This is a genomic window from Variovorax sp. GW821-FHT09D04 (genome assembly GCF_059416405.1).
On sequence record NZ_JBWKPA010000010.1, the window covers coordinates 84,581 to 96,965 of the forward strand.

The window sequence follows — 12,385 nt, forward strand, 5'->3', positions numbered from 1 at the left end:
CCGGGCCATGGAGGACTACCTGCCTTTCGTCATCTCGGGCCTGGGCCTGGGCGCGGTGTACGCGCTCTCGGGCGTGGGGCTGGTGGTGCTCTATCGCTCGTCGGGCGTGCTGAACTTCGCCTTCGGCGCCATCGGCGCGCTCGGTGCGTACGTGGCCTGGACGCTGTTGGAGGCCGACTGGCCGCAGGGCCTGGCGTGGTGCGCGGCGGTGCTCGCGGCCATGGCGCTGTCGCTGGCCTACGGGCGCCTGCTGGCGCCGCGCCTGTCGCATCGCGACCCGACCATCCGCAGCATCGCCACGCTGGGCTTCGCGCTCGTGGTGGTGGGCTTCACCGAATGGACCTGGGGCGAACAGCCGCGCCGCCTGGTGCTGCCGACCGACGGCGGCGCGCTCGAATTCGTGCTGGGCGAGGTCGAGGTGCGGCTCACGCACACGCGCGCACTCGGCCTGGCGCTGGCGGTGTTGATGATGGGCGGCGTCGGCCTGCTGCTGTCGAAGACGCGCGTGGGGCTGAAGATGCGCGCGCTGGCCAACGACCGCGACTTGAGCGCGCTGCTCGGCATCCGCGTGCTCGGCGTCGACACGGTGGCGTGGATATTGAGCGGCGCCTTCGCGGGCGTGTGCGGGCTGCTGCTGGCCAACATCGTGCGGCTGCAGGCCACGCTGCTGACCTTTCTCGTGATTCCGGCGTTCGCCGCCGCGATCATCGGCCGGCTGCATTCGCTGCCGGCGACCGTGGCGGGCGGCATCGCCATCGGCGTGCTGGAGGCGCTGGCGATCACGGTGCCGGGCTTCGCGGCCTTTCGCACGGCCACGCCCTTCCTCATCGCGCTGGCGATGATCGTGTTCTACCGCGCGGGGACGCGGTCGGCATGAACGCATCGATCCTCGAAGGCGCCATGCCCGCGTCCCACGCAGCACCCGCCGCGCTGGCGCAAGCCACGCGCCGCGCCCGCCGCTCGCTCGTGCTCATGGTGGCCTGCGTGCTGCTGATCGGCTGGGCCGTGCCGTGGTTCACGAACGCGTACTGGATCAAGACGCTCACGTCGTCGCTCGCGCTGTCGGTCGCGGCGGCCGGCGTGGCGCTGCTCTATGGCCAGCTCGGGCTGGTGTCGCTGTGCCAGTACGCGCTGCTCGGCGCGGGCGGCTGGGTCGCGCTGCGCGCGGGGCACGGGCTGGGTTGGCCCTTCGAGCTGTCGGTGCTCGCGGGCGGGCTGCTGTCGTGCGTCGTGGGCATGCTCGCGGGGCTGCCGGCGCTGCGGCTCAAGGGGCTGTACCTGGCGCTCGTCACGATGATGATGGCGGGCGGCTTCCAGGTGGTCGTCAACGTGACGGGCTTTCCCGACGGCGGCGCGGGCTGGCTGGGCCGCGTGTTCGGCAGCGAGCGGCTGATGATGCCCAGGCCCGCGCTGGCGTCGTCGGACGCCGCGTACTTCCGCTACGTCGCCGTGTGGCTGGCCGCGGTGCTGGCGCTGATCGAGCTGCACCGGCGCACGCGCGCGGGCCGCTCGTGGGCGCTGATCCGGCGCGGCGAGGCGGCGGCCGTGGCGGCCGGCGTGAACATCCTGCGCTACCAGACCTGGGCCTTCGGGCTCGCGGGCTTCTGCGCCGGCGTGGCCGGTGCGCTGCTCGCGGGCGGCGTGGGGCAGCTCGACGGGCGCGCCTTCACGGCCGGCGAATCGGTGATGCTGTTCGCGCTCACGGTGGTGGGCGGCGTGTACCACTGGGCCGGCGCGCTCATCGCGGGGCTGCTGCTGCGCGCGGTGCCGGCGCTGTTGACCGACTTCGGCGTCAACGGCTACCTCGCGATGATCTTCTTCGGCGTGGCGCTGCTGCATGCGCTCATCACCGCGCCGAGCGGCATCGCGGGGCAGCTGACGGGCGTGTTCGATGCGGTGCGCCAACGCTTCGCCGCACCGAAGGACAAGGACGCCGCGCCATGATCCGCATCGACGATCTCACCGTCGCCTTCGGCGGCGTCAAGGCCATCGACGCGCTCACGGCGCAGCTCGATGCGCCCGTGTGCGGCCTGATTGGACCGAACGGCGCGGGCAAGACCACGCTGGTCAATGTGCTGAGCGGCCTCGTGTTGCCCAGCGCCGGCCGCGTGGCCGTGGACGGCACCGACCTGCTGGGCCTGAAGCCCATCGCGCGCGTGCGCTTCGGCCTGCGCCGCTCGTTCCAGACCGAACAGGTGGTGGAAGACCTGAGCGTGTGGGACAACGTGCGCGCGCTGCTCGACCATGTGCCGCATGCGCGCGGCGAGGCCGCCTCGCAGGTGGCGCGTGCGCTGTCGCACACCGGCCTGCTCGACGTGGCGACCGTCATGGGCCACCGCCTCAACCTGTTCCAGCGCCGCATGCTCGAGCTCGCGAAATCGCTGGTCGGCGCGCCCAAGCTGCTGCTGCTCGACGAGCCCGGCGCCGGCCTCACCGAGCAGGAGGCCGGCGTGCTGCGCCGCACGATCGGCGCGGTGCACACCTTCTGCGGCGCGCAGGTGCTGCTCATCGACCACGACGTCGACCTGATCGCCGCGACCTGCACGCAGACGCTGGTGCTCGACTTCGGCCGCCGCCTCGCGCTCGGCCCGACGCGCGAGGTGCTCGACGATCCGGCCGTGCGCAAGGCCTACCTGGGAACGGAGTGACCACCCCATGCTGAACGTGACCGATCTGCGCCTGCAACGCGGCGGCAAGGCCGTGCTGCACGGCATCGACCTGCAGGTGCCGCCGGGCGAGGTGACGGCGCTGCTGGGCGCCAACGGCGCGGGCAAGTCGAGCACCGTGATGGCCATTGGCGGCGTGCTGCCGTTGTCGGGCGGGCGCATCGAGGTCGAAGGCCATGTGCTGCATGGCCAGCGGCCCGAGCGCGTGCGTGCGTTGGGCGTGGCGGTGGTGCCCGAGGGGCATCGTGTGCTCGGCGAGCTGTCGGTGCTCGACAACCTGCGCGCCGCCGCCACCGCGCTGCCCGCGGCCGGTGTGGCCGATGCGGTCGAGCGTGTGCTCGGCGTGTTCCCAGAACTGCGCGTGAAGCTCGCGCTGCCCGCGCGTTCGCTGTCGGGTGGGCAGAAGCAGATGGTCTGCATCGCACAGGCGCTCATCGGCAAGCCGCGCTACCTCGCGATCGATGAACTCTCGCTGGGGCTCGCACCCGCGGTGGTCAAGCGGCTGGTCGAGGTGGTGCAGCAGGTCGCGCGCGAGGGCGTGGGCGTGCTGCTGATCGAGCAGTTCACGACGGTGGCGCTGGCCGTGTCGAGCCGTGCCTATGTGCTGGAGCGCGGACGCATGGCGTTCGCGGGCTCGTCGGAAGAACTGCGCCGCCGGCCGGAGATCCTGCACAGCAGCTATCTCGCGGCGGCCTAGGCGCGCGCCTTCTGCGCCTTCCGTGCGGTGGGCATCACGAAGGCCTGGAAGTGGTCGCGCAGCTGCGCGGTGAACTCCTCGGCAATGGCCGAAGGCGCCGACTGCGGCGAGTACGCCATCGACACCTCCACCGGGCAGCGCGGCGACAGCGGCAGGATCTTCAGGTCGCGCGCGAACACGGAAGCCACGTAGGGGTTGACGATGCCGACGCCGGTGCCCTGCGCCGCCATCATGCAGATGGTGACCGAGTAGGTGGTCTCGACCGTGGCGGCGCATTCGATGCGGTGCTGCTGCAGCGTGCGCTGGAACTGCTGGTGGATCTCGTCGTCGGCATTCAGCGTGAGCAGCACCTGCTGCTTCAGGTCGCGCACATGGATGGCGTCGCGGTGCGCCAGCGCATGCCCGGGATGCACGACGCACACCGCGCTGGCCTTGTGCAGGCTGACCGCGTCGAGCTGCGGGTCGTGGAAGGCGGCGGTGCTGAGCGCGACGTCGTACAGGCCGTAGAGCAGGCCCTCGCGCAAGGCGTGCGTGCCGACGGTCTGCAGGTTGACGTGCACCTCGGGGTGCAGCCGCGAGAAGGCATGGATCACCTGCGGCATCACACCGAGCCCGAGCGCCGGCGTGCAGCCCACGCGCAGCGAGCCCGCGCCCGACTTGCGCAGCACCGCCACGCTCTGCTCGATGCGGTCCAGGCCCAGGAAGTGGCGCTGCACCGTGTCGAACAGCTGGCGCGCCTCGTGCGTGGGGCGCAGCCGCCCCTTGTGGATGTCGAACAGCTTGAGCCCGGTGGCATGCTGGATCTGCGAGAGCAGGCGGCTCACGGAGGGCTGCGTGGTGTGCAGCAGGGCCGCCGCGGCTGTGGTGGTGCCAGTCTGCATCACGGCGCGAAAGGCCTCGATCTGGCGGAAGTTCAACGGGCGCGACATGCGGGGGCTCCTGGGGCTGCACTGTGCAAGGCAGAAAGCATGGCATATCTTTTCTGCATAGCCTGTGAATGAAAATGAATTTTTCAGAATGATGCTGCGTTCCTAGACTGCGCCCTATCCACCCCCTCCATCGCGCCGTCGCGGCGCACAGCAAGGAAGACGCATGACACAGCAATGGCCCCGCAGGGTCGCCGGCCTCGGCCTTCTCGCACTGGCCCTGGGCGTCGCTTCGACGTCGCAGGCATCGCAGCCGCAGGCCTATCCCGACCGGATGATCCGGCTCGTGGTGCCCTTCACCGCCGGCGGCAGCTCCGACGTGCAGGCCCGCATGCTGGCCGACCGGCTGGGCAAGCTGTACAAGCAGTCGGTGGTGGTCGACAACAAGCCCGGCGCCGGCGGGCACATCGGCGGCAAGTTCGTGGCCGATGCACCGGCCGACGGCTACACGCTGCTGCTCGGCTCGATCGGGCTGCACGCGACCTACGGCGTGTTCAAGAAGCTGAGCTACGACCCCGCGACCGACCTGAAGGTGGTCACGGTGCTGGCCGAGATGCCGCACGTCGTGGTCGCCAATCCCGCGCTGCCCGCCAACGACCTGAAGCAACTGGTGGCGCTGGCGCGCAAGCAGCCGAACACCATCAACTTCGGCTCGGCCGGTGTGGGCTCGTCGGTGCACATGATCGGCGAGCTGTTCAAGCTCACGGCCAACGCGCCGATCGTGCACGTGCCCTACAAGGGCAGCACGGCCGCGCTGAACGACCTGCTGGCGGGGCAGATCCAGCTGATGTTCGAGAACCCGCCGACCACGCTGGCCCACATCCGCGGCGGCAAGCTCAAGGCGCTGGCCGTGACCGGCAAGACCCGCCTGCCGGCGCTGCCCGAGGTGCCGACCGCGATCGAGTCGGGCTTTCCGGCCTTCGAGGCCACCTCGTGGACCACGGTGGCGGTGAGCGCCAAGGTGCCCGATGCCATCGCCGACAAGCTCAATGCCGACATCCGCAAGATCGTCGCCGCGCCGGAGTTCCGCCAGGGCCTGTCGGAGCAGGGCATGACGCCGGTGGCGAACACGCGCGACGCCGCGACGCGCTTCATCGCCGCCGAGAAGCTGCGCTGGGACAAGGTGATCCAGCAAGGCCGCATTGCCGCGGAGTGAGCCCATGTCGTCGAACCCACTTCTTGAACAACCTCGCCTGGCGCCGGCACCCTGCCGCCGCGTGGGCGATGGCGCGCAGCACCATTTCTTCGGCTACTACAACAAGAGCGCCTGGGACCGCAGCGGGCGCTACCTGCTGGCGCAGCAGGTGCCCTGGATGGACGCCGAACTCACGCCGGCGGCGGCAGCACGCATCGGCTACTTCGACCTGCAGGACAACGACCGCTTCCATGCGGTGGGCGACACCACCGCATGGAACTGGCAGATGGGCAGCCAGCTGCAGTGGCTCGACGGCGCGCCGGGCCGCCAGCTGGTCTACAACAGCCGCACCGGCGATGCCGATGCGTTCTACCCCGGCTTCGGTGCCACGGTGCTCGATGTCGACACCGGCGCCAAGCGCCTGCTGCCGTTGCCGATCTACGTGGTGGCGCCCGACAGCCGCTGGGCCTTGAGCGTGGACTACCGGCGCCTGTACATCACGCACCGCACCATCGGCTACAGCGAAGCTGGCGGGCCGTTCGAGCTGCCGCTGGCACCGGCCGACGACGGCATCCACGCGACCGACCTGGCCACCGGCACGGCGCGGCTGCTGCTGAGCTACCAGGACCTGCGCCAGTTTCATCCGCGCGCGTCGATGGACAAGGCGATCCACTGGGTGAGCCACATCGAGGTCAACCCGTCGTCGTCGCGCGTGCTGTTCCTGCACCGCTGGACCGAGCGCGTCGAGGACGAGACCTGCTTCCTGCACCGCCTGCTCACGATGAACCCCGACGGCTCCGACCTGCGCCTGCTGGAGTGCTCCGACCACCCGCTGCCGCAGCTGGCGGACGATTTCGACCCGACGGCAGTGGGCACCTTCGACTACGAGAAGTCGGAGTACCAGATCTCGCACCCGCTGTGGCAGGACGACGAGCACATCATCGTGTGGGGCCCGCACGCCGGAAAGATCCACTACCACCTGTACCACGACCGCGTGGGCGGCGAGGTCCGCGTGATCGGCGACGGCGTGCTGGTGGAGAACGGCCACATGACCTTCTCGCCGGTCAACACGCGCTGGCTGCTGAGCGACACCTACCCCGACGCCCGCACGCACGAGCGGGTGCTGTTCCTGTTCGACATGGCCACCGGCCGCCGCCACGACCTGGGCAGCTTCTACGCCTCGCCGGCGCTGAGCAAGGAGAACCGGTGCGACCTGCACCCGCGCTGGCGCCGCGACGGCCAGCAGGTGTGCATCGACTCCGTGCACGAATCGCAGCGGCAGATGTACATCGTGGACGTGTCGGGGATCGTGGGCAGCCCTTGAAGGGGGTCGCCTAGTGTGTGAGCGCCGGCGACATCGCCCGCTGCGCCTCGCGCCGCTGGAACTCGCGCGGCGACACGCCGTACTGCGCCTTGAACACGCGGCAGAAATGCGCGCTGCTGTTGAAGCCCCAGGCGAAGGCGATCTCCGACACCGAGGCGCGGCCGCCCGCGGCCTGGCGCAGCGCCTCGCTGCAGCGCTCCAGGCGCATCTGCCAGATGAAGCGGTCGAGCGTCTGGTCTTCGTCCTCGAACACGCGGTGCAGGTAGCGCTTGGAGCAGCGCAGCTGCTGCGCGATGAGGTCGAGCGACAAGGCCGGGTCGGCCAGGTGCGCGTGCACGAACTGCTTCACGCGCGCCTTCAGCACGCCCGGCAGCGGCTGCGCGCCGAACTGTTCGTCGGCATGCGTGGCGAGCGTGGAGGCCAGCAGGCCCAGCACGGTGTCGCTGACCGAGCGGCCGACGGCGTTGGGCAGCGACGGCAGCTGGTCGGCCAGCGAGGTGAGGAACGAACCGAGCACCGCGTACAGCCCCTGCATGGCCGGCGTGTGGGCTTCGCAGGTGTGCAGGTCGGGCATCTTCATGCCCTTGAACTGCTGGCGCGGGATCGTGATGGCCAAGAGGCGCGAGCGCTCGGGGTTGGTGATGGCGTAGGGCACGCGCGGGTCGTACAGGCTCCAGTCGCCCGGGTGCAGGTGGAACTCGCGGTCGCGCTGCGAGATGTGGCCGTGGCCTTCCAGCTGCAGCACCAGCTTGTAGTGCTCGTCGAGCGCGATCTCGCGGTGCGTGTCGGGCCGCGCCACGCGGTGCGAGGGCGCCTCGATCATGAACATGCCCAGGGGGCCGAGTTCGTAGGCGTCCATGCGTGCGTCGAACGGGCCGGGGTCGAGGCACTGCACGCGCAGCGCGCCGAAGTACGACTCGTTGATGCGGCCCCAGCAGGCCTGCCGGTCGGCCGGGTGTTCGAGCCGGGTGCTGAAGTGGTGTGCGTTCATGCCGTGGTTCCCAGGGGGCGCCGGAAGCGCTGGTGCAGGATAGGCAGGTCGGCGCGCGCCATCATCGGTACTTCCACCCGGGGCGGCAGGGGCGGTGCGCTCCCGGTCAACGGCCGGTGCGCGCTGGGTCAATGCCCGCGGTTCACACCTTCTCAGACGACGGGCACGCGGCCCGCGTCGGCCGGGTCGACGTTGCGGCGGTACAGCACGAGCGTCGCAACCAGCCCGCAGGCCGCGGCGGCCGTCATCCACAGGCCGGGCGCGCCCTTGTCGCCGGTCATCTCGATCAGGCCCGTGGCAATGGCCGGCGTGAAGCCGCCGAACAGGGCCGTGGCGAGGCTGTAGGCCAGCGAAAAGCCCGCGGTGCGCACGCTGACCGGCATCACCTCGGTGAGCGCCACCACCATCGCGCCGTTGTAGCTGGCGTACAGGAACGACAGCCACAGCTCCACCTCGAGCATGCGCGCGAAGCTCGGCGCGCCGACCAGCCACTTGAGCGACGGGTAGGCCGTGAGGATGGTCAGCACGGTGAACAGCACGAGCAGCGGCTTGCGCCCCACGCGGTCCGACAGCGAGCCCATGACCGGCAGCCAGAAGAAGTTGGAAATGGCCACGCACAGCGTGACGATGAGCGCGTCGGTCGTGCTCAGGTGCAGCACGGCCTTGCCGAAGGTGGGCGTGTAGACGGTGATCAGGTAGAACGACACGGTGGTCATCGACACCAGCATCATCCCGGCGACCACGAGGCCCCAGTTGGCCACCATCGAGCGGAAGATCTCGCGCGCGTCGGGGCGGTGCTTGCGCGCCATGAACTCCTCGGTCTCCTGCAGCGAGCGGCGGATGATGAACAGCACCGGCACGATCAGGCAGCCGACGAAGAAGGGAATGCGCCAGTAGAAGTCGCCGATCTCCTGGGGGGTGAAGGTCACGTTGAGCCAGTACCCGAGCGCGGCGGCGACAACGATGGCCACCTGCTGGCTGGCCGACTGCCAGCTCACGTAGAAGCCCTTGCGGCCGGGCGTGGCCATCTCCGACAGGTACACCGACACGCCGCCCAGTTCCACGCCGGCCGAGAAGCCCTGCAGCAGCCGTCCGACCAGCACCAGCAGCGGCGCGATGACGCCGATGGTCGCGTAGCTCGGCACGCAGGCGATGAGCAGCGTGCCGACGGCCATCAGCGCGAGCGTGACGATCAGCCCCTGGCGGCGGCCCACGCGGTCGACGTACGCACCGAGAAAGATGGCGCCCAGCGGCCGCATCAGGAAGCCCGCGCCGAAGGTCATGAAGGTCAGCATCAGCGACGCGAACTCGTTGCCGGCGGGGAAGAAGGCCTTCGAGATCTGCGTGGCGTAGAAGCCGAACAGGAAGAAGTCGAACATCTCCATGAAGTTGCCGCCGGTCACGCGCAGGACGGTGGCGAATTTCGAGGAGGAATGCGCGTTGGCAGGCGCGGAAGTCATGGTGTGTCCCCTGGGGCGGTGTTGTGGGCCCAAGGGTAGGTCGGGGTTCCCGACCTGCACCTGACGGGGGGAGTCAGGTAGCTGTCAATGCAGCGCGCCGCGCAGTGGGCGACGCGTGCACACGCATCAACTCTTGTACTTGATCGAGCACCCGTAAGGCCGCGTGCTCGCCATCGACACCGGTTTTCCGCCGGTCACTTCGCCCAGCGCCTGGTTCACGTAGTTGGTGGCGGTCTTGATGTCATCCACGCGCGCCGAGGCGATGCTGTCGATGCCGCCGGCATACACCAGCGTGCCCTTGGGGTCGATGATGAAGATGTGGGGCGTGGTGCGCGCGCCGTAGACCTGGCCGATCACGCCGTCTTCGTCCATCAGCACGGCGGTGGGCGCGGCCTTTTGCGACTTCATCCAGGCGTCGAGTGCGTCGGCCTTCAGGTAGTCGCTGGCGGCGCGTTCGGTGGAGTTGATCGCGAGCCAGACCACGCCCTTGTCGGTGGCCGCCTTCTGCGTGGCCGGCATGTTGCCGCTGCCGTAGTGCTTGCGCACGAAGGGGCAGCCGGGGTTGGTCCATTCGAGCACCACGAACTTGCCCGCGAAGTCGGAGAGCTTGTGCTTGGCGCCGGTGGTGTCGACCGCCACGAAGTCGGGCGCCTGCTGGCCCACGGCGGGCGCGGCGAAGGCGTTGGTGCCCATGAGGAAGGTGGCGCCCAGCGCGACGGCGGCGGCCACGACGGCGCGGCGGGAAGCGCGGCTGAGGGCGGCGCGCGCCTGGCGCGCGGCGCGAAGGGAGCGTGAGTCGACAGTGGGCGAGAGCGTCATGGCCAGCTTGAACTCCAAAAAACAAAATTCCAAACAACAACTGCAGCTTAGAACGGTTTCTTCAAGTGCGTGTGACAACCCATGACAGCGGCGTTGTCATCTTGTTTCAATTCACCGCATCGGCGCTCAAAGCGCTGCCAACGCGGCGCGCACCTCGTCCTTGCTGAGGATTTCGGTCAGCACGACGGGCGCCTTGCCCGGCGCCTGCAGCACGTACACCGGCACGCCGCTGCGGCCCAGCGCGGTGAGCGCGGCGGTGATGGCGGGGTCGCGGCGGGTCCAGTCGGCGCGCAGCATGGCGACCTGCTTCGTGTCGAAGTCGGCGAGCACCTCGGCGTCGGCCAGCGTGCTCTTCTTGTTGTACTGGCAGGTCACGCACCAGGCGGCGGTGAAGTCGATGAACACCGGCCGGCCCGCGGCCGCCATGTCGCTCACGCGCTGGGCCGACCACGGCTGCCAGCGCTCGCCGTCGTTCGGTGCTGCCGAAGCCAGCTTGGCTGTCGGCTCGGGCACCTGCACGATGTTGCGGCCGATGGTGCCGGCCAGCACGGCGGTGAAGGCGATCATCCCGGTGGCGATGACGACGCGCGTGCGTCCGGTCAGCGTGAGCGCCCAGACCACGGCGGCCAGGCACACCAGCAGCGCGAGCAGCGTGCCCGCGCCGTCGATGCCGCTTTGCTGGCCCAGCACCCAGACCAGCCAGGCCACGGTCGCGAACATCGGGAAGGCGAGCAGGCGGCGCAGCGTGTGCATCCACGGGCCCGGCTTGGGCAGCAGGCGCGCCACAGCCGGCACGAAGCCCGCCACCAGGTAGGGCAGCGCCAGGCCCAGGCCCAGTGCGGCGAACAGCAGCAGCGCCTGGGCCGCCGGCAGGCCGATGGCAAAGCCCAGCGAGGCGCCCATGAACGGGGCGGTGCAGGGCGAGGCGATCACCACGGCGAGCACGCCGGAAAGGAAGTCGTTGGCCAGCGGATGCTTGGCCTGCGCGCTGCACACCGACTGCGGCGCGGCGCGGCCGAACTCGAACACGCCGGCCAGGTTCAGTCCGAGCAAGGTGAAGAGCGCCGCCAGCGCCGCCACCACGCCGGGCGACTGCAGCTGGAAGCCCCAGCCGAGCTGCGCGCCGGCCGCGCGCAGCGCCAGCATGGCGCCGCCCAGCGCGAGGAACGACAGCATCACGCCGCCCGTGTAGGCCAGCCCGGCCTTGCGGTGCGCGCTGGCGTTGCCCGCCTGGCGCGCGAAGCCCAGCACCTTGATCGCGAGGATCGGGAACACGCAGGGCATCAGGTTGAGCAGCAGGCCGCCGAGCAGCGCGCCGAGCAGGGCGACCATGAATGTGCCGGCGGGCTGGGCCTGCGCAGCGGCAGCAGGGGCCGCCGCCTGGGCCGCGTTGGCGGCCAGCGCCGCCTGCAGCGCGGGCGACACCTCGGCGGCGCGCGGTGCGGCGGTGGCGGCGGGCCAGGTGCCCGACACCGGCGCCTCGGCGCGCCAGGCCACGGGCTGGCCGGTCTGGCGGTCGGCCTCGGCCAGCGCCACCACCACGGGCATGGCGGTGGGGCTTTCGCTGCGCTGATCGGCCAGCGGCACGGTGGCGGTCCAGGTCGCGCCGTCCCAGGCCTGCGTCCAGTCCTTGCCGGAGACTGCGGCGGTGCGGATCACCTCGGGCGTTTCGGGGAAGAACTCGAGCGTCTTGCCGCGCACGGCGGCGGGCAGGCCTTCGAGGCGCACCTTCAACTGCTGGCCCTCGACGGCGATGGTGCCGGGCGCGCCCAGCGGCTGCGGCTGCGCGGCCTGCGCGGTGTCGAAGGCTGCCTTGTTCAGCGCGGTCGAGCCGCGCGTGGGCAGCGAGAGCGTGAATTCGCCCTCTTCAGGAATGCATTCCTTGCGGCAGACCAGCCAGGAGGCCTGCAGCTTGATGTCCATGGCCGGCGAGCCGCCGGTGAGCGCCACGTCGGGCTTGTAGAGCGTGGAGACCTCGAGCGGCACCGGCAGCAGCACGGTGTTCTCGTAGCCGTAGTTGGCGAGCGTGCCGACCGGGATCTTCTTGGGCACTGGCCAGGCGATCTCGCCGGTCGAGACGCCGGCGGGCAGCGTCCACTTCAGTTCCGTCGGAAGGCCCGAGTCGCCGGCGTTCTTCCAGTAGGTGTGCCACTCGGGCTGGTGGGTGATCTGCAGCCCGACCCAGACCGGCGCGCCGGGCGCCACGCCCTGGGGTGCATGGGCGACCAGTTCGGCGCGCACGTGTGGGGTGGTGACCACGGCCCCGGTCTTCGGGGCCAGCTGGGCCGCAGCCGGCATGCAAGCTGCGGCGGTAGCTATCAGAAAAGTAGCGAAAGAGATGCGCGAAAAGGTCATGCCGGTCAGTCG

Annotated in this window: 11 protein-coding genes; 6 read left to right on the forward strand and 5 right to left on the reverse strand. The window is 70.2% G+C overall.

The window, feature by feature from the left end:
• The first annotated feature begins 7 nt into the window (after positions 1-7).
• Genes AC07O4_RS25470 through AC07O4_RS25485 form a run of 4 tightly spaced genes read left to right on the forward strand, consistent with a single transcriptional unit; the run spans position 8 to position 3,363 of the window.
• Entirely contained in the window at positions 8-877 is an 870-nt protein-coding gene (locus AC07O4_RS25470; protein ID WP_062476232.1) for a branched-chain amino acid ABC transporter permease, read from the forward strand.
• Positions 874-1,944 (forward strand): branched-chain amino acid ABC transporter permease, encoded by a 1,071-nt coding sequence (locus AC07O4_RS25475; protein WP_495305983.1) that lies wholly within the window; start codon positions 874-876, stop codon positions 1,942-1,944. Before AC07O4_RS25470 ends, AC07O4_RS25475 begins: the two co-directional genes overlap by 4 nt.
• A complete protein-coding gene (locus AC07O4_RS25480; protein ID WP_495305984.1) occupies positions 1,941-2,648 on the forward strand; it encodes an ABC transporter ATP-binding protein in 708 nt (235 codons plus the stop codon). Before AC07O4_RS25475 ends, AC07O4_RS25480 begins: the two co-directional genes overlap by 4 nt.
• Before the next feature lie 7 nt (positions 2,649-2,655).
• Entirely contained in the window at positions 2,656-3,363 is a 708-nt protein-coding gene (locus tag AC07O4_RS25485) for an ABC transporter ATP-binding protein (protein WP_495305985.1), read from the forward strand.
• Here the strand turns inward: AC07O4_RS25485 and AC07O4_RS25490 are convergent.
• The gene (locus tag AC07O4_RS25490; protein ID WP_495305986.1) at positions 3,360-4,292 is read right to left on the reverse strand and encodes a LysR substrate-binding domain-containing protein; all 933 of its coding nucleotides are present in this window, start codon (positions 4,290-4,292) and stop codon (positions 3,360-3,362) included. The two genes, AC07O4_RS25485 and AC07O4_RS25490, sit on opposite strands and share 4 nt — an antisense overlap.
• Positions 4,293-4,455: 163 nt before the next feature.
• Here AC07O4_RS25490 and AC07O4_RS25495 point away from each other — a divergent pair, with 163 nt between their 5' ends.
• Together AC07O4_RS25495 and AC07O4_RS25500 are read left to right on the forward strand one after the other, a co-directional pair.
• Positions 4,456-5,445 carry a Bug family tripartite tricarboxylate transporter substrate binding protein gene (locus tag AC07O4_RS25495; protein ID WP_495305987.1) on the forward strand — a complete coding sequence of 330 codons (990 nt, stop codon included), beginning with the start codon at positions 4,456-4,458 and terminating at the stop codon, positions 5,443-5,445.
• Positions 5,446-5,449: 4 nt separating this feature from the next.
• Positions 5,450-6,748, forward strand: a complete 1,299-nt coding sequence (locus AC07O4_RS25500) for a hypothetical protein (protein ID WP_495305988.1) — start codon at positions 5,450-5,452, stop codon at positions 6,746-6,748.
• A gap of 10 nt (positions 6,749-6,758) precedes the next feature.
• Here the strand turns inward: AC07O4_RS25500 and AC07O4_RS25505 are convergent, their stop codons facing one another.
• The 4 genes from AC07O4_RS25505 to AC07O4_RS25520 form a co-directional block, all read right to left on the reverse strand.
• Entirely contained in the window at positions 6,759-7,739 is a 981-nt protein-coding gene (locus AC07O4_RS25505) for an AraC-like ligand-binding domain-containing protein (RefSeq protein ID WP_095743481.1), read from the reverse strand.
• Between the two features lie 152 nt (positions 7,740-7,891).
• Positions 7,892-9,199, reverse strand: coding sequence for an MFS transporter (locus AC07O4_RS25510; protein WP_492687294.1), 1,308 nt, complete (start codon positions 9,197-9,199; stop codon positions 7,892-7,894).
• Positions 9,200-9,325: 126 nt separating this feature from the next.
• Positions 9,326-10,018, reverse strand: a complete 693-nt coding sequence (locus AC07O4_RS25515) for a redoxin domain-containing protein (protein WP_174250269.1) — start codon at positions 10,016-10,018, stop codon at positions 9,326-9,328.
• A gap of 126 nt (positions 10,019-10,144) precedes the next feature.
• Positions 10,145-12,373, reverse strand: coding sequence for a protein-disulfide reductase DsbD family protein (locus AC07O4_RS25520; RefSeq protein ID WP_495305989.1), 2,229 nt, complete (start codon positions 12,371-12,373; stop codon positions 10,145-10,147).
• Positions 12,374-12,385 lie beyond the last annotated feature (12 nt).

What these genes read in the sequence shown, in the direction of transcription:
- AC07O4_RS25485 (WP_495305985.1), top strand. Translation starts at nt 2,656, where the DNA reads ATGCTGAACGTGACCGATCTGCGCCTGCAACGCGGCGGCAAGGCCGTG.
- AC07O4_RS25490 (WP_495305986.1), bottom strand. Translation starts at nt 4,292, where the DNA reads ATGTCGCGCCCGTTGAACTTCCGCCAGATCGAGGCCTTTCGCGCCGTG.
- AC07O4_RS25480 (WP_495305984.1), top strand. Translation starts at nt 1,941, where the DNA reads ATGATCCGCATCGACGATCTCACCGTCGCCTTCGGCGGCGTCAAGGCC.
- AC07O4_RS25505 (WP_095743481.1), bottom strand. Translation starts at nt 7,739, where the DNA reads ATGAACGCACACCACTTCAGCACCCGGCTCGAACACCCGGCCGACCGG.
- AC07O4_RS25515 (WP_174250269.1), bottom strand. Translation starts at nt 10,018, where the DNA reads ATGACGCTCTCGCCCACTGTCGACTCACGCTCCCTTCGCGCCGCGCGC.
- AC07O4_RS25475 (WP_495305983.1), top strand. Translation starts at nt 874, where the DNA reads ATGAACGCATCGATCCTCGAAGGCGCCATGCCCGCGTCCCACGCAGCA.
- AC07O4_RS25520 (WP_495305989.1), bottom strand. Translation starts at nt 12,373, where the DNA reads ATGACCTTTTCGCGCATCTCTTTCGCTACTTTTCTGATAGCTACCGCC.
- AC07O4_RS25510 (WP_492687294.1), bottom strand. Translation starts at nt 9,199, where the DNA reads ATGACTTCCGCGCCTGCCAACGCGCATTCCTCCTCGAAATTCGCCACC.
- AC07O4_RS25495 (WP_495305987.1), top strand. Translation starts at nt 4,456, where the DNA reads ATGACACAGCAATGGCCCCGCAGGGTCGCCGGCCTCGGCCTTCTCGCA.
- AC07O4_RS25500 (WP_495305988.1), top strand. Translation starts at nt 5,450, where the DNA reads ATGTCGTCGAACCCACTTCTTGAACAACCTCGCCTGGCGCCGGCACCC.
- AC07O4_RS25470 (WP_062476232.1), top strand. Translation starts at nt 8, where the DNA reads ATGGAGGACTACCTGCCTTTCGTCATCTCGGGCCTGGGCCTGGGCGCG.